At 38.1% G+C, this 17281-nt stretch carries 11 protein-coding genes and 2 pseudogenes; 9 read left to right on the top strand and 4 right to left on the bottom strand.

The window, feature by feature from the left end:
* Positions 1 to 210: 210 nt before the first annotated feature.
* The 5 genes from LI951_RS06710 to LI951_RS06690 all read left to right on the top strand — a co-directional run bounded on the left by LI951_RS06710 (position 211) and on the right by LI951_RS06690 (position 8487).
* Positions 211 to 1197, top strand: a complete 987-nt coding sequence (locus LI951_RS06710; protein WP_229441653.1) for an NAD(P)-dependent oxidoreductase — start codon at positions 211 to 213, stop codon at positions 1195 to 1197.
* Between the two features lie 1159 nt (positions 1198 to 2356).
* Positions 2357 to 2800 carry a MarR family winged helix-turn-helix transcriptional regulator gene (locus LI951_RS06705; protein ID WP_229441652.1) on the top strand — a complete coding sequence of 148 codons (444 nt, stop codon included), beginning with the start codon at positions 2357 to 2359 and terminating at the stop codon, positions 2798 to 2800.
* 2 nt (positions 2801 to 2802) lie between these two features.
* Entirely contained in the window at positions 2803 to 5184 is a 2382-nt protein-coding gene (locus tag LI951_RS06700) for an ABC transporter ATP-binding protein (RefSeq protein WP_229441651.1), read from the top strand.
* Between the two features lie 15 nt (positions 5185 to 5199).
* The gene (locus LI951_RS06695; RefSeq protein ID WP_229441650.1) at positions 5200 to 7041 is read left to right on the top strand and encodes an ABC transporter ATP-binding protein; all 1842 of its coding nucleotides are present in this window, start codon (positions 5200 to 5202) and stop codon (positions 7039 to 7041) included.
* A gap of 306 nt (positions 7042 to 7347) precedes the next feature.
* Positions 7348 to 8487, top strand: a complete 1140-nt coding sequence (locus LI951_RS06690; protein ID WP_229441649.1) for a peptidoglycan-binding protein — start codon at positions 7348 to 7350, stop codon at positions 8485 to 8487.
* Positions 8488 to 8875: 388 nt separating this feature from the next.
* On the opposite strand, the pseudogene LI951_RS06685 reads toward LI951_RS06690, so the two are convergent.
* The 3 genes and pseudogenes from LI951_RS06685 to LI951_RS06675 all read right to left on the bottom strand — a co-directional run.
* Positions 8876 to 10108, bottom strand: a pseudogene (locus LI951_RS06685) (PTS sugar transporter subunit IIC); the annotation flags it as partial.
* 918 nt (positions 10109 to 11026) lie between these two features.
* Positions 11027 to 11182: pseudogene (locus LI951_RS06680) on the bottom strand (PTS sugar transporter subunit IIC); the annotation flags it as partial.
* Between the two features lie 526 nt (positions 11183 to 11708).
* Positions 11709 to 12461 (bottom strand): MurR/RpiR family transcriptional regulator, encoded by a 753-nt coding sequence (locus tag LI951_RS06675; protein WP_202067178.1) that lies wholly within the window; start codon positions 12459 to 12461, stop codon positions 11709 to 11711.
* A 294-nt stretch (positions 12462 to 12755) separates the two neighbouring features.
* On the opposite strand from LI951_RS06675, the gene LI951_RS06670 reads away from it, so the two are divergent.
* Both LI951_RS06670 and LI951_RS06665 read left to right on the top strand, forming a co-directional pair.
* Positions 12756 to 14072, top strand: coding sequence for a 6-phospho-beta-glucosidase (locus tag LI951_RS06670; protein WP_229441648.1), 1317 nt, complete (start codon positions 12756 to 12758; stop codon positions 14070 to 14072).
* A 537-nt stretch (positions 14073 to 14609) separates the two neighbouring features.
* Positions 14610 to 15704 carry a hypothetical protein gene (locus tag LI951_RS06665; protein ID WP_202067176.1) on the top strand — a complete coding sequence of 365 codons (1095 nt, stop codon included), beginning with the start codon at positions 14610 to 14612 and terminating at the stop codon, positions 15702 to 15704.
* Between the two features lie 93 nt (positions 15705 to 15797).
* Here LI951_RS06665 and LI951_RS06660 read toward each other — a convergent pair whose 3' ends face one another.
* Positions 15798 to 16466 (bottom strand): Crp/Fnr family transcriptional regulator, encoded by a 669-nt coding sequence (locus LI951_RS06660; RefSeq protein WP_202067175.1) that lies wholly within the window; start codon positions 16464 to 16466, stop codon positions 15798 to 15800.
* A gap of 136 nt (positions 16467 to 16602) precedes the next feature.
* Between LI951_RS06660 and LI951_RS06655 the strand changes: the two genes are divergently transcribed.
* The gene (locus LI951_RS06655) at positions 16603 to 16917 is read left to right on the top strand and encodes a cupin domain-containing protein (RefSeq protein ID WP_202067174.1); all 315 of its coding nucleotides are present in this window, start codon (positions 16603 to 16605) and stop codon (positions 16915 to 16917) included.
* 17 nt (positions 16918 to 16934) lie between these two features.
* The gene (locus tag LI951_RS06650) at positions 16935 to 17279 is read left to right on the top strand and encodes a cupin domain-containing protein (RefSeq protein WP_229441647.1); all 345 of its coding nucleotides are present in this window, start codon (positions 16935 to 16937) and stop codon (positions 17277 to 17279) included.
* The last annotated feature ends 2 nt before the right edge of the window (positions 17280 to 17281 follow it).

Genomic DNA, 17281 nt, shown 5'->3' with positions numbered 1-17281 from the left:
TATATCTTTTAATTGGCTATACGATGAAATAGTAGTTTAATGCCATCCTTTCCTCGTAATATAAGGAAAGTGATGGCTCTTGTTTTAACCATTTAAATTGACTTTGCCATTGTAACTCCTTTAAGATTATTTATAAATAATGAAATTCGATGGAAAATTACAGATTTTCCCATCTTGGTTAATTTAATGAAAACATAAAAGGAGCTGCTAATGAAAATAGTAATTGCAGATTATTCTGATTCGATGATGCCCGCACATGAATATGAACGGGAGATTTTGAAACATGGGTTAAAAGATTGTGAAGTTGTTGTTTATGAATACAGTGACGAGCAAAGGGCAGAATTTTTTGATGTAATTAAGGATGCGGACGCTCTCTTGACCGCATTTATTAGAATAGATGCTGAAGCGATGGATCATGCGCCCCATTTAAAAGTCATAGCCATAAATGCAACAGGCTACGATAATGTAGATTTGCTGGAAGCAAATAAGCGAAAGATCGGTGTATGTCCGGTTGGTGAATACTGCACAGTTGATGTCGCAGAATTTACAATTTCAATGATGATGGCTTTGGTTAAAAATCTGAAAGTTTACAGTCAGGCTGTTGATCTTCATCATCAATGGAGGTATGACTCGGGTGTACCTAATCGACGATTGGAAGAAATGACATTGGGTATTTTTGGCTTTGGAAAAATCGGCAGACAGGTTGGCAAACGAGCGAAAGCATTGGGGATGAAAGTCATTGCCTGTGATCCATTTATTGATCAAAACATCGGGAAAGAGTTGGGGATTGAACTGGTTGATAGAGAGGAAATTTTTGATCACGCAGAAGTTATTACTAATCATATGAACCTAAATAAGACCAATGTTCATTTTTTCAACTCTGCTGTTTTCAGAAAAATGAAACGACAGCCCTATTTTATCAATATGGGTCGCGGGACTTGTGTGGTAGAGAATGATTTGATCAAAGCGTTGAATTATGAATGGCTTAAGGGAGCAGCGTTGGATGTTCTAAGTGATGAAACACCTGATTTGGCGAATCATCCGCTGGTTGGACGAAGTAATGTACTGATCAGTCCTCATGCAGCCTTTTATTCTTCGACATCTATTCGGGAGCTGCAAAGGATCTCAACAGAAAATATTGTCTACTATTTGAATGGTGAAAAAGAAAAGGTGTTCAAACTGGTAAGTGAGAATTAATAAATTATACATGCTTTTCAAGCTATGACTTGGGGAACGGAATTATAGCAGATTTATTGATAGAAAAAATGGAACAGCGAAAGGTGAAAAATTGAAACTACGCATACTATAATTCAGCTCCTAAAGGCTAATTAGCAAGTAAAATTCTTTGGAATATGAGGGTCTCCTCCGTTCTACTATAGGTTCCTTTATTATTGCTCTGACCAAATTATAGATTACAATAAAAGATAATGTTCAATAATAGAAAATTATAACTTATGTACGTCAATGATAAGAACAAGCAGCTGCAAAAGTGTAATGGTATGAAGCTGGCAATCTTTGAATGTGTAAACATTCAAACTTTAAATAGAGTCAGTCCTCTTGATCCAGCAGAATGATATGCGAATGACAATCAGATGAAGCAGCAATAATTCATTCCTGTATTAAAAGCTTGCTTCTACGAATGCTCGTCACATGTCTTATGGTTATGCAAGATAAGCTGCAAATTATATAGTGGAGAACAAATCGGCATTTTTTACGAGGTGTTCCTGTGCTGACTGCACATTTCTTGGATTAGAAGTATAGCTCAGTTTTAAATCAGTCAAGATATTAATAGAACTGGCGACTTATTTCCTTAATAGTTTTCAGGCCGATCCTGTAAAGTGCATAATTAAATAAATAGATAAAAAATCCTTGGACTTTATGTATGTCTAAGGATTTTTTTTATTATCTGAATATTGAATAATTCAGAGTTGGAAGGAATATCAGTTTTTCTATAAAGAAAAACTGATTTAAAAAGGTGGTTTCTATAATTTGAAATTACAAAAGATGAGAGCTTCCTAAGCTTTATCTAGCAAATTCCAGAATTAATCTGAAGTGTCGAAAGTTAAGTTTCTTAGCTGTTTATGGATGATACATTTTATCCAAAAAACAAAAAAAGTTCTGTTAGAGATGATAGTTTATTTGAATGAAATAAGCCAACTGTTCTTCATCCTCCCTACTAGAACATCAAAGTCATAACTAATGTCAAAGCTTGTTAAATAGAAATACACTCATTAGATTTTTTATTCAATTCTATTGACTTCTATAACTAACTGCGTTAATATCAAATAGCATTAATTACTAACACTATTAGTTATTGATAATTCAATATAATTATTTTGAAAAAAGGAGGACTCCTATGTCATTCGCGGAAGAAGCTGAAAAAGAGCTCGTTCAATTGATGATCCAAAATCGTGATGGTGCATTTAGCCGGTTTGAAAAGAGTAACAGAGGTGAAAACATTGTCATCAAGTTTCTTGATATTCAGGGTGAACCGATCAGTCCTAAATATTTGGCTGATTCATTGAATCTTTCAAGTGCACGGATTGCGGCTGTTTTAGGAAGTTTAGAGAAAAAAGGACAAATTATTCGTCACATGGACCCTAAAGATCGTCGCCGTATTAATGTTACTTTAACTGCCTGTGGGAAAAAAGCTGTAAATGCGGAGAAAAGAGAGATGCGTGAGAGAATAATTTGGGTTTTTAATCAAATGGGTGAGGAAGATACAAAGAAGTTCATTGAGCTGACTTCCAAGTTCATAGGATACTCCCAAAAATTCTCCATGGAAGAGGAAGGTGACTGAAAGTGAAAATATTTAAATATCTAGGGAAATACTGGTATGCAGTCATCGCAGTTCTTGTACTTTTAGTCGTGCAGGCACGTAGTGATTTGAGTTTACCGAGCTTAACATCGAATATTGTCGATGTTGGTATTCAACAGGGAGGGCTTGAATACTCCACTCCTGAAAAAATAAGGGAGACAACTCTTCAGGGAATTAAAATGTTTATGACTGAAGCTGAGAAGCAGACGATTGAAGACAATTATAAGCTGACAACAGAGACCATTGATGGAAAAGAAGTTGAAGTGTATAAGTTAAACCTTCAAAAGAATATGACGGAAGAAAAACTGGCAGATATTTTTAATTTGCCAATGCTGATGCTGGCATCTTCACAGGCAAAAGATTCATCTGGAGCCAGTGATGCTAAAAAGGTTTTGGATGCCTATACAGCTATCTCAGAAGATGCAGAAAAAGCCCGGAAACTTGGTGCCGAAGCTGCTTCTTTAGGCGAACAGGCAAAAGCTGCCGGAGAAGCTGCGGCTGCTGCAGCAGATATGGCTGAAGCTGCTGAAAAAGGTGCCGAAGCAGAATCTTTGGCAGCAGAAGCACAGGCAAAAGCTGCTCAGGCCCAGGAACTGGCAGATTCCATTAAAGAGGCAACAGATGCTATGCCGACTAAAGTTGAGGCAGCACGCAAAGCTACCAAAGAAAGCCTGGGTGATTTGGGTGATAATTCAATGCGGACAGTTGGGATTCAACTGACTTTGGCAGAATATAAAGCATTGGATATGGATATTCAGCAAATCCAAACGGACTATATAATGAAAACCGGATATCAAATGATTCTGTTGACACTTATTTCAGCAGTTGCTGCAATTATTGTTGGACTGATTGCTTCGCTGGTTGCCGCTGCAGTTGGACGCAATTTGCGTGTTGGTCAATATGAACGAACGCTTCAATTTTCAAATACTGAAATGGAAAAATTTTCTCCGGCTTCCTTAATCACTCGTAATACAAATGATATCCAACAGATGCAAATGGGTATTGTTATGATTATGCGGATGGTGCTGTATGCGCCTATTCTGGGAATCGGCGGAATTTACAAAGTATACAAAACAGGAACAGGTATGGGCTGGATTGTCGGTGTTGCTGTAGTTGCCGTTCTGGTGTTGGTATTAACCCTATTGCTCTTTACTATGCCTAAATTTAAAGCATTGCAGAACTTAGTTGACAGAGTGAATCTGGTTTCCCGTGAAATTATCACAGGATTACCAGTTATCCGTGCTTTTTCACGTGAAAAATATGAGGAAGCGCGCTTTGATGTTGCAAATACAAACTTGATGAAAACTCAATTGTTTGTCAATCGCTCCATGTCTATTATGATGCCGGTCATGATGCTAATGATGAATGGTATTTCAATCCTCATTGTATGGGTTGGCGGACACGGCATGAATAATGGGCAGCTGCAGGTTGGGGATATGATGGCCTTTATCACATATACAATGCAGATTATTATGGCATTCATGATGCTGTCAATGGTTTCAATTATCCTGCCTCGTGCAAATGTAGCTGCCGGTCGTGTTGAAGAAGTACTGGAAACAGTACCGACAATTAAAGATCCTGAAAAACCAAAAGATGATCATGACTTTAAGGGTGAAGTGAAGTTTGAAGGTGTACAGTTTCGCTATGGAGATGCAGATGAAGATGTGCTGCATCATATTAACTTTACTGCAAAACCTGGACAGACGACTGCGTTGATCGGTTCAACAGGTTCAGGGAAATCAACCATTGTAAATCTAATTCCGCGCCTTTTCGATGTAACAGGTGGACGGATTACAATTGACGGTGTAGATGTTCGTGATATGACCTTGCATAAACTGCATGAGATCATGGGCTTTGTACCACAAAAAGGAGTTCTTTTCTCGGGAGACATTGCTTCGAATATTAAGTTCGGTGATGCAGATATTTCAGATGAGCAGATGAGAAAAGCAGTTAAAACAGCTCAAGCAGAAGAATTTATTGATTCAAATGAAAAAGGCTACAGTCGTGAAATTTCTCAAGGAGGCACCAATGTTTCCGGCGGTCAGAAACAACGTTTGTCGATTGCCCGTGCTTTGGCGAAAAATCCTAAAATTCTTATTTTTGACGATTCGTTCTCAGCGCTTGATAATAAGACAGATGTAGCTTTACGTAAAGCTCTTTCTGAAAATATCAAAGAAGCAACACAGATCATTGTTGCCCAAAAAATCTCTACAATTATTCATGCTGACAATATTATTGTTCTAAATGAGGGACGCATCGTAGATCAGGGAACACATGAGGAACTAATGCAGTCATCGGAAGTCTATCAGGAAATTGCTCAATCGCAGTTAAGCAATGCTGAATTAGGCTTAGAAGAAGCGGATTAAGGAGGAGCGAGAAGAATGGCAGAAGAGAAAAGACAAAATCGCCCTCGCGGCGGCGGCTTCGGACAGATTGCACCGGTGGAAAAAGCCAAAGACTTCAAAGGAACAATTAAAAAGTTAGTTTCATATCTTGGCGCTTATAAAATCCCCGTTTTCTTTGTAATGATTTTTGCGATTGCCTCAACAATCTTCAATATTTGGGGACCTAAAATTTTATCAAAGGCAATCACTGAGCTTTTTAATGGGTTAATAGAAAAATATCAGGGAACAGGCGGTATTGATTTTGAAAAAATCGGTGGTATTCTGTTCTTCCTGTTGGGATTATATGTTGTAGCAGCCCTTTTTGGAACGATTCAAGGATGGATTATGTCGACAATTTCACAAAAAATTACGTATCGTATGCGAAAAGAAATTTCAGAAAAAATCGACCGTATGCCGATGAACTATTTTGAAAGTCGTACAACCGGTGAAGTATTGTCACGGATTACCAACGATGTCGATACATTGGGACAGTCGCTGAACCAGTCCATCACACAGTTGATTACTTCAACGTTTACCATTATCGGAGTTATTATTATGATGCTGTCTATCTCGGTGCAGATGACAGGAATATCAGTATTGATTGTACCCATCTCATTTATTCTCATTATGATTGTTGTAAAAAACTCACAAAAATATTTTAAAACACAGCAGGAATATCTGGGTGTTATTAATGGTAAGGTAGAGGAAACGATCGGCGGGTATACTATTGTTCGGTTGTTTAATGATGAAGAAAACTCACTTAAAGAGTTTAAAGAGCAAAATGATGTTCTATTTAAATCTGCGTGGAAATCCCAGTTTCTTTCAGGCTTAATGCAGCCGATCATGAATTTTGTCGGTAACTTAGGCTATGTGGCAGTTGCCATCATCGGTGGGATTATGGCATACAATGGGACTATCACTGTAGGAGATATACAGGCGTTTATCCAATATGTTCGGAACCTGACACAGCCTATTGCTCAACTTGCTCAAGTATCAAATATGCTTCAGTCAATGGCTGCAGCTGCAGAACGTGTTTTTGAATTTCTTGATGAGGAGGAAGAAGATCAACAGGCTAAAAATCCGGTTAAACTTGACCAAGCAAGGGGCATAGTAGATTTTGAACATGTACAGTTCGGTTACACTCCAGATAAAATTGTTATCCATGATTTCAGTTCCCATGTCGATCCGGGACAGACTGTAGCAATCGTTGGTCCGACTGGAGCCGGTAAAACCACAATGGTTAAACTGTTAATGCGCTTTTATGATGTGAATTCCGGAGTGATTAAAATCGATGGACACAACATTAAAGACTTTAATCGGGCAGATCTCCGTAAAAATATTGGGATGGTTCTTCAGGATACTTGGCTGTTTAAAGGAACAATCATGGACAATCTTCGTTATGGTCGACTAGATGCAACTGATGAGGAAGTATATGAAGCGGCAAAAGCAGCCCATGTTCATCATTTTATCCAAACATTACCAGGCGGCTATAATATGGAATTGAATGAAGAATCTTCCAATATTTCTCAAGGTCAGAAACAGCTGTTGACAATTGCCCGCGCAATTTTGGCAGACAAACCGATTCTAATCTTGGATGAAGCCACTTCGTCTGTGGACACACGAACGGAAGGGCTGATTCAGCAAGCCATGAATAACCTGATGGCTGGTCGTACATCCTTTGTTATTGCACACCGACTGTCAACTATAAAGGATGCAGATAAGATTCTTTATATGCAGGAGGGTGACATTAAAGAGCAGGGAACCCATGAAGAACTGCTTAAACAAGGCGGCTACTATGCGTCGCTATACAATTCGCAATTTGAAGAATTAGAAGACTAAAATAGTAAAGAGAAAGACTGGAAATCTGCAACAGATGGTTTCCAGTCTTTTATATAGATTTTCAGAATGACCGTAAGTGTATATAAAAGAATGTGATGTTAAGCACAATCTTTCTATTTTTTTGTGTTGATAGAATAATAAATTTCCCTAGATAGAAGTCGAAAACTGTAATTAATTGTTCATTAAGCCTGATTAATAAATTATATCAACATAATAGTACGATTTTTGAATTTTTTTAAAGACTGTTTTCTAAAATGTGATATAATGAACAATAGAAAAACAATTATATTTAGGGGGCTAATTTAAATGAAAAAAATCGTTTTAACTACTGCTGCATTGTTAACGTTGCTGGCAGTAACAGGGTGTGCTTCAGATAGTAAAGATACAGGAAGTTCATCATCAACTGAGGCAAGCAGTACAGCTGCTGCGGAAAGCTCAAGCAATGCGGCAACTGCTGATATTACAATTGCCGACGGAAGTACAAAAGATTCAGCACCGGCTGAAGGAACAGTCTATATGAGGCAACTGCTGACAGCACCTCATGGTACGAAATCTTTTGCAGTAGTGAACGTAACAATGAATGGAGACAAAATTCTAGGTGTTCAGTTTGACGAATTCCAGTATGTTTCTCCAGATGATTTCACTGGTGTACCGAATGCAGATGGTGCTTTTGGTGAAAACTTCCCAACAGATACTGTTTTAGCAAGCAAACGTGAAAATGACAAAGCATATTCAGCAATGATGGCAGATAAGGGCGGAGCAACTCAAAATTGGTCTGACAGCATGGATGCAATTATTGATTTTGCAGTAGGTAAAACTGCTGGAGAACTGGAAGCAGCTGTTGCTGACTTGGATGCTTTAGGAGAAGATGACAGTCCTGCTGATGTAGTAACAGGGGCAACCTTCTCTGATACTTCTGGTTATCTACAAGCGATTATTGATACAGCGAATACAGGGATGATTTCTGAAGGCGTGAAAACTACTACAGAAGATTTCAAAGAAGCACAGCTTCTAGGTGCACCACACGGAGATAAGTCCTTCTCTGTTACAACAGTAGCACTGGATGGCGATAAGCTGGCAACAGTTACTGTGGATGAATTCCAATATGTTGATCCAGCTGACTTTGGCGGTGTTCCAAACTCTGATACCGATTTTGGTGCAGATGTTCAGGGTGGTCTGGTATTATCTTCCAAACAGGCAAACAACGAAGCATATTCAGCAATGATGGCGGATAAAGGCGGAGCAACCAATGCATATTCAGATAATATGGCGGCAATTACTGAATTTGCTTTAGGGAAAACAGTGAAAGAGCTGGAAGATACAGTGAAAGAACTGGACGGTTTAGGAGAGGATGACAGCCCAGCTGATGTAGTAACAGGGGCAACCTTCTCTGATACTTCCGGATACCTGCAAGTAATCATTGATGCAATGAATGCAGCAAAATAATTTGTTTGATTAATTAATACGAACTTCCGAAACTGAGAGTAAAATCTGAGTTTTGGAAGTTTTTTAGTTCCATTTTCTACAGCTGCTCTGGTCAAAATAATGTATCAATTCACAGCTATTCATTTTATGAGTAGTGTTTCTTGACAATTTTCGTATATTCCGACTTATTGTCATAAATCACTACGATTGACTTGTCAGAGTAGGTGTGCATGATACCTACTTGGTTCTTGAGCCAGAACACTTCTATCACAACCTCGTTTTGATTCTCTTGTTTCTATTATTAATAAAATTATATTTTTAGAACCGTACACTAATGAAGTCATGAAAAAAGCTAAGAAACTCACTCATCAGAGTGTAATTTCTCAGCTTTAAAATTTAGTGTTGCAGCTTAATCATCTGGATTCATCTTGTTTGCTGCCAGAATGAATGGTGTCCAAATTACAAACGCCACTGCCAGATTTACTAGAGTCAGCACAATGGCACGCCAGTCTCCGCCGGTTGCCAAGAAGCCGCTGAGGATCGTCGGCATTACCCAGATAACATTTACTACCACTGGTTTAACCAGACCAGTCATTGTTGCGAAATAAGCGATTGTTGCTGTTGCAATTGGTGCCAAGACGAATGGAATCATCAAAATTGGGTTTAATACAACAGGCAAACCAAACATTACCGGTTCGTTGATATTAAAGGCACCAGGCCCGATTCCCAATTTACCTACAGTCTTATAATCATCACGTTTAGAGAAGACCAAGATACAGATAAGGAGAACCAGTGTTACACCAGCACCGCCAGGCCATACAAATGCTTCAAATGAACCTGCAACCCATTTGAATGGAATTTCCTCGCCGGCTTGATACGCATTGGTATTTTCAACCATGGCTGTACCATATAAGGTTTGTAAAACAGGCGACATAATGTTGGTTCCGTGCAATCCGAAGAACCAAAGCACATGTATCAAAATCACGATGATAAATACAGCAAAGTATCCCTGAGATAATTGCATTAACGGAGCCTGAATAGCTGAAGAAATCCAGTCAACCAGATTCTGTCCTGAAATCTGTTTAAACACGTCATGAATCAGACCGACAGTATATAATGATACGATTGCCGGAATAATAGCCGCAAATGCTTTTGATACAGCAGGAGGAACACTGTCAGGCATTTTGATAATAAGTTTTTTGTTCATTAAAATTGAGAAAATGATTACTGAAATAAAACCAAAAATCATTGCTGTAAATAATCCGGAGCCGCCCATGTATGAGCCGAAACTGAAGTAGCCCCAGGCACTTCCGCCGATACTTGAAACACCGCCTTCTGTAACTACAGTACCGCCTGCATCTGAAATCATTGTAGCCACTTCAGATGGAAGTTCACCGGCTAAAGAAAGTGTAGTAGAAGCTGAATCCGGCAAACCAATGAAAAAGGCAACCAAAGATACGATTGCTCCGGAAAGCGGGTCCACTTTGTAGGCTTTTGCCAGATTAAAACCTAAGGACATTGCAAAAACAACGGCCATAATTGCTAAAGTCCCTGTCCAGACCAACCCGTTTATTCTAATAACAGGTGTAAAAAAATCAGTAACTGGATTTGGGTTGCCGATGTATTCTCTTGGAAAATCACGATTCCGATAGGTAAGTCTTTGAAATAATCGCCAACTTTTCCCCCGGACCACACCGTACGTGAGACTTTCACCTCATACGGCGTTCCATCAATTTTACTGATATCAATATACATCTATTTTACAACAAAATTGAACGGTTTTTGTTGTAAAACATTAGTGAAAGCAACAGTAAAAATTACTGTATCAGAACAGAAATCAGTCAATTTGAATAAACCCACTGAATCCTGAATGCCTTAAGACATTTCTTTCTATCTATGTAAAGCACATATTTATCAGTAATATGCTTGACTTGCGGCTATCCCTCCACAGCTTGTTATCACTGCTTCACAGGTACTGTGCCGCTACTCTCACTGGTGTAAATGAGCTTATTTTTTTCGTCTCAACCATTTCACAGGAAGGTTTAGTCCTCCATGTCACCAGCTTTCCACGTTCCGATGATTCTATCCATTTGTGATACTTTTAGGTGCCTGCTCTAGACCTGTAGTTATCTGACGCCTGTAACGCCACACGGTTGTTCATATCTATGAATTTTACTAAACCGCAACTTACACTCATTTATAGGGGGATAACCTAATTAGGAGTAGATACATTTCTGTATCCCATGCTTATAGATCTGTACCTTCGCAGGTTTGTCAGTGCTGATGCACATTCTCACCATGAGTATTTTTTGGACTCCCGGCCTATAGGTTACACCATCCGCCTCCGGACAGCTTTCGCTTGTTTACACAACTGCGGTAACTCTCAGCCGACTTCACCGAGCTTTTGACTATTCGCTGCTAACCTCAGCCAATTGCCAATCGGAGTATCAGAGGAAACATTTCCAGACGTTACTCTGTCATTCCATTTCTCGAATCATCAGTTCTCCTTGAAAATTAACTATTCAAGTGCCCAGCCTTTTCAGCTGGAAACGTGTCGCACCATAAAAGCATTTAGTAATACTGCAATAGCACCGGCCATCGTTGCCGGCATCGTTCCGATAAACGCATCCCGCAAAGCAACCAGATGTTTTTCTGATCCGATCTTAGCTGCAACGGGCAGGATGTATTTCTCCATAAATTTCATAATCCCATTCATAATTATCTCCTTAGTTCTTTGAATTTTGTATTATAAGTCAACAAATCTTTCAAAATAATTAAAACGCTGTCATTTCAATTATTTCTGGAAACCAACCACTCCTTTCTATTTTCTGAAACGATACATCTTAATTAAACTTACCTCCCTTCAAATTGGTCTCAAGAATATAATAAGCAAGAACTATGCCGTATTTATTATAATGTTATATGTTTATAAATGCGGTTGTTCCAGTCTTTTTTGAATTTTCTGATATACACACTAAAATTACTGTGCAGAAAAACAGTGTGTATTTTTACACAGTTTGGGTAATTGAGTAAACGAACACAACTCTTATTTACTATTAGAATAGGAAATGGGAATATTTTTTAGGAAGTCATTTTTTCATTTGAAAAGAACAGTGCGTGGTTTTAATAAGAGCATACAGTATCAGTGGGTACTGTCTATGGGAATTGTTCTTTGGTAGGATAAAAAAAGAAAAGCTGCATTGTCTGCAGAAAAAATTCTAAGTTGCAGGCAACGCAATATGCTATTTTTCATTTTTTATTTGATGTACTTTTCGTGCCAGCATTTCAAGGATGTATGTAACCGGCAGCTGAGAGGTAATATTTGTTTCCCGATACATTTCTGTGTTTGTGTAATAGGGTAAATTGACATCTGAAAGACGGGAAATAGTTGAATTAGCACTATTTGTAATGGAAATAATATGTGATTTATGAATTTTTAATTGATTGATACAGTCAATCAGATCTTCATTCTCTCCAGAAACTGAAATGGTAATCAGACAGATTTTACTATCCAGATTTGATGAAATATTATATAAAGGTGTGTTCAATGGATCTTCTATATTTAAAGCTAATGTAAACAGAGAGGAATACAGCATTGCGCCGTATCCGGCCATCGTACTGGATGTCCCGATTCCAACAAAAAGAACTAGATCTGTCTCTTTTAAAATAGTTGCTGCAGCATTAATTTTTTCTTGAAACTCTGGGAAACTTGTACGTTTAAGAAATTCAATAAATGGCATTTCATCAATTGAAGATACTTCCAGCGCTTTTTTATCCAGCTCCTCAGTATAGAGTTGAAGGCGAAGACGAAAATCGGAATATCCTTCACAGCCGAACTTTTTGCAAAAACGTAAAATTGTTGTAGTGCTGACATGAGTGGCATTTGCCAGATCCCTTATTCTCATAAAGCAGACTTTGTGTATGTTCGCAGTAATGTAATTGTAGATATTGACCTCGATATCTTTTAATTCAACCTGATGAGATAAAAAAAGCATATAAACGCTCCCTTAACAGCTTTGTTTTTTTATTCTATTCTTCTGCTCATTCTACGCAACAGATTTTTATCTGTCAAGTATAGAGAATTACTGATATAAAGAGTTTTATGGGGGATTTTATTACGGAAATGAGAAAAAACACAATGTTTTATTTTGTGACATTTTACAAAATAGTGAACATTTCTCTAAGAAAGGTGAAACCATTTACAGAAAGTGTCGAACTTTATATACTTAAGCCATAAAAACAGATTTATATGAAAAAATTAACTATAAAGAAGACAGGAGAATGAAAAAATGAAAAAGCTTAAAATTGTAACAATTGGCGGAGGCTCAAGCTACACTCCTGAATTAGTGGAAGGATTCATCAAACGTCATAAGGAACTGCCTGTCAGTGAATTGTGGCTGGTTGATATTGAAGAGGGGAAACATAAGCTGGAAATTGTCGGTGCAATGGCTGAAAGAATGGTGAAAGCTGCTGGGATTGACTGTGAAGTACATCTAACATTGGATCGCCGTGAAGCATTAAAAGACGCAGACTTTGTAACGATTCAGTTGAGAGTCGGTTTATTAGATGCACGGGTTTTGGATGAGCGCATTCCATTAAGCCATGGCTTAATTGGACAGGAAACAAATGGCGCAGGAGGGATTTTTAAAGCATTGCGCACAGTTCCAGTGATCCTGGATATCGTGGAGGATATGAAAGAGCTGTGTCCTAATGCCTGGTTAATTAATTTTACAAATCCGGCAGGAATGGTAACAGAAGCTGTCTTGCGATACGGCAACTGGAACAAAGTTGTAGGATTATGTAATATTCCTGTCAATGCAGTGTTTGAAGAGTCAGAACTGTTGGGAGAAAAACCGAAAGATTTATTCTTCCAGTTTGCTGGAATCAATCACTTGCACTGGCATACGGTGGTTGATAAGGATGGTCAGGATCGTACCGATGAATTAATTAAAAAAATGTATGGTGGGTCTGAATCAACAACAATCGTTGCAAATATTAAAGACAATGATCTGATTTTTGAACAGGTTGAAAATCTTCATATGATGCCATGTCCATACCATAACTATTACTATTATACAGATAAAATGCTTGCAGAAGAATTGGAAGATTTCAAAAATAATGGGACAAGAGCTGAGAAAGTTAAAATTATTGAAGAAGAGCTGTTTGAACTGTATAAAGATCCCAAATTGGATTATAAACCACAGCAGTTGGCAGAGCGCGGTGGAGCGAGATACAGCGATGCAGCTTGCGAAATCATCAATTCAATTCATAATGACAAACGGACAACAATGACTGTCAGCACCCGAAACAACGGAACAATTACTGATCTTCCGGATGACTCAGCGGTGGAGGTTACTTGTATGATTACTGGAAAAGGGCCGATTCCTTATAATTTTGGCAGCTTCAAGCCACAGGAAAGAGGGCTTCTGCAGTTGATGAAATCTATGGAACTGTTAACAGTTGAAGCAGCTGTAACTGGAGATAAAGGAACTTTATTGCAGGCCTTCACAATGAATCCGCTGATTACAAGCGGTGATGTAGCGAAAGAAGTCATGGAAGAACTGCTGGAAGCACATAAAAGCTATCTTCCTCAATTTTTTAAATAGATAAAAGTGTGTAAAACCAACAGATACTTTTGATGGATGAATCTTTGAACGATACGCTGTCTTTTCCCGATCAAATGGGAAGCAGCAGGCGTTTAAAGGTTCATTTTTTGTGTTCTAATAAATAGCTGCAATGTTTTCGGAACTTTAAGTAATGCAACTGTCTTGCAAGCTTTTTGATGGAAACCTTGAAATGAAATAAAGAACTTTTTCTTTTCTTGTTTAATTACGTTAAACTGGATAGTAACAGTAGCTGGCAACTCAAAAGAACCTATAAAAAAACTTCCTTATTAAATAACCAGTGCACTTGACAACAGGTCTCCATCATTGAGCGTTCGGGCGGTACAAAGAGCAGCGAAGAAACACGCCAGAAAAACGATTGCAGCTCAATGCAGCTCATTGTAAAGTGTTTGGTTTGTTCATAGTTAGCTTATTACAAAGGGGAGAACAAGCACAGGGTATGAATTTTTTCATAATCAAGGATTTTTGGATTTTAGGTGAATATAGTTTAAATTATCCAGTAGATGATGGGGGAGAGACATGAAAAAAATTTGGCAGCGGTTTGGGATGTTTACGATAATGATTCTTTTTGGTGCAGTCATAGGGAGGTACCTTGGGTATTCAGTTGGCTCCGGTGAGTTGACTGGAAGGGAAATTTTCCAGCTGCTTTTATTAACAGTTATCTTTTATATTATTCATATTGTCATTCATGAAGCGGGACATGGTCTTTTTGGTTTTTTAACCGGTTATAAGCTGGTCAGCTATCGGATTTTTTCTTTTATATGGATTTGGCAGGAAAATGGCAAGGTGATTTTTCGACGTCAGAAAGTCCCTGGAACATTGGGACAGTGTCTGATGTCTCCCCCAGCCTATCAAAGAGGAAAATATCCATTTCGCCTATATCTTATGGGCGGTGTTATGGTTAATTTAATTGCAACAGTCATTGCAGGCATCTTTTTTGCGCCTGTTTCATTGTGGGGCAGCTGTTTTGTTGTTGTCGGTTTATTTATTATCGTAACAAATGGTATCCCTATGGGCTTTAATGATGGGATGAGTATAATGCTTGCTTCTGCAAGCGAAGAACAGCAGTACTTACTTTATCTTCAGTTCGAAGTAAATGATCAGATGATGAAAGGAAAAACCTATCGGGAACTGCCTGACAGTTATTTTAGTGATGTTCCTGAAATTCCTAAACGTACGTATTTTAATGACTATCTGAGTTTCCTGCAGGTAGGTCGTGCATTGGATTGTCGACAATGGAGAATCTATAAAACAAAACTGGAAGAGATTTGGAGGCATAAAGAGGACATTATCAGCCTTTATCAAATAGAGCTGAAGAAAGAGCTGCTGTTTTGTCTGTGTATCTTCGGAGAAAAAGATGTGCGTATTTCTCAATTATGGGAAGACAAGGATGTTCAAATGAGTTTGAAGCAGTCTTCAATGGGAAATTGCCGTGTGACAGCAGCTTACTATTATTATATTGAAAAGAAAAAAGATGAAGCATTGAAACAATTGGAAAATGGACAACAGCTGCTGATAAAAGCACCAAATCCGGGAGATGGGAAAATGGAGCTCCAGCTGAATCAATGGCTTTCGGAACAAATCATGGAGAACTCTCAAGGTGTATTTTTTTAGAAGAAAATGACCGCAATAAAAAATGACGGAAAAAAAGAATCGGGGAACCTGTTAATAGAGAACAGGATACTCCGATTTTTTTATTGCTGAGGCTTAATTTTGAGAGATCAATGTGAATGAGTTTTTTTTATAATCAATCAATCCATCTGTTTTCATTCTACCCAGTTCTCTGGATAGTGCACTGCGATCAACACCTAAATAGTCAGCAAGCTCCTGACGAGAAAAAGAAATATCGAATTGGCTGCTGTTGTTTTTTCTGCTTTGAAGTTGTAGATAATAGAGCAGCTGTTCACGGAGATTTTTTTGTGAAGCTAAGTCTATTTTTTGATAAAGAGACTGATTATTTGATAAGAGTAGCTGGAACAGATTTTCAATGATACGTTGACGCAACGGACAAGTCGTTTTTTCGGGATGCAGAATTTTGTCTCTTTCAATGTACAACACAATACACGAAGCGGCAGCTTCGACTTCAAATTTATTGATCGTATTTTTTTCCCACAGACAATTTTCCCCGAAAAGTTCTCCGGCAGAAAGCTCAGCAAAGATTTGCCGCTCCCCATGGATGTTTGTTTTGCTCAGATAAACACTTCCTTCTAAAAGAATACCGATTGAATGAAACACTGTATCAGGATAAAAGAGTGTGTCTTTTTTTGCGTATAAAATTGTCTGTCCCTGTAAACAATTCAATGCTGTCTGCGTCTCTTCCAGAGTAAAGCCGTTAAAGAATACAGAATGCTGAATTAACGGAAGGTATTTTTCCATAAATTTCCTCCATGTTGCATATGCAACCGAATTTATTTTATTTTTGTGCTATCTTTAAATGAGAATGATTTTCATTATCATTTGTATCAGTTCAATTCTATCAAAAAAAGCTCATTTATAAAAGAGGGGATTAGGAATGAATAATACTGTAGTATCTCTAAATAAGCTAATTGATTATAAAAATGGTCAAATTAGAAGCAGGAATCTGCACAAAACATTTAATATTGAGCTGCCTTTAATGATTTATGCGCTGGATAAAGGAGAAAGTATCAGTGCTGAACAAACAAATCTGACAAAGCTGATTCAAATCATTGATGGATCGCTGGAAGTAACGATAGAAAATGAACCGCATTATTTGAAGACAGGTGAACTCATTGTCATTACTCCAAAAGTACTTCATGAAATCAAGGCGGATGAGCAATGTAAATTTTTACAAATTGAAACATTATAAAAGAAAGGAAGAAACTGATGAGTTATATACAGAAAATACCGCACAGTAAAGTATTAAATCTACGAGAAGAGGTACCGGTTGAGAAAGAACAGGTTGCAAGCATGACTCTTGTACAACGTCAAGACTTGGGAATGACTATTCTTTCCCTTGACAAAGATCAGGAGATTGGCGGACATTCTTCAAAAGGCGATGCAATGGTCAATCTCTTGAGTGGTCAGGCAAGAATAACTATTGGAGATGAAGTATTTGTTATTAATGCAGGTGAGACCATTATTATGCCCGCAAATATTAAGCATGCACTGTACGCAGTAGAAGCTTTTCAAATGCTTTTGGTTGTGGTAAAACCAGAAGGAGAGTTGTAAGA

Origin of the sequence: Enterococcus sp. BWT-B8 (assembly GCF_020567625.1) — a bacterium.
GTDB lineage: Bacteria > Bacillota > Bacilli > Lactobacillales > Enterococcaceae > Enterococcus_L.
This window is presented reverse-complemented; position numbering and strand designations above follow the sequence as displayed.

Coding starts and splice junctions, on each gene's coding strand:
- LI951_RS06705 (WP_229441652.1), top strand. CDS start 2,357: ATGTCATTCGCGGAAGAAGCTGAAAAAGAGCTCGTTCAATTGATGATC.
- LI951_RS06655 (WP_202067174.1), top strand. CDS start 16,603: ATGAATAATACTGTAGTATCTCTAAATAAGCTAATTGATTATAAAAAT.
- LI951_RS06695 (WP_229441650.1), top strand. CDS start 5,200: ATGGCAGAAGAGAAAAGACAAAATCGCCCTCGCGGCGGCGGCTTCGGA.
- LI951_RS06710 (WP_229441653.1), top strand. CDS start 211: ATGAAAATAGTAATTGCAGATTATTCTGATTCGATGATGCCCGCACAT.
- LI951_RS06675 (WP_202067178.1), bottom strand. CDS start 12,461: ATGCTTTTTTTATCTCATCAGGTTGAATTAAAAGATATCGAGGTCAAT.
- LI951_RS06650 (WP_229441647.1), top strand. CDS start 16,935: ATGAGTTATATACAGAAAATACCGCACAGTAAAGTATTAAATCTACGA.
- LI951_RS06670 (WP_229441648.1), top strand. CDS start 12,756: ATGAAAAAGCTTAAAATTGTAACAATTGGCGGAGGCTCAAGCTACACT.
- LI951_RS06660 (WP_202067175.1), bottom strand. CDS start 16,466: ATGGAAAAATACCTTCCGTTAATTCAGCATTCTGTATTCTTTAACGGC.
- LI951_RS06690 (WP_229441649.1), top strand. CDS start 7,348: ATGAAAAAAATCGTTTTAACTACTGCTGCATTGTTAACGTTGCTGGCA.
- LI951_RS06665 (WP_202067176.1), top strand. CDS start 14,610: ATGAAAAAAATTTGGCAGCGGTTTGGGATGTTTACGATAATGATTCTT.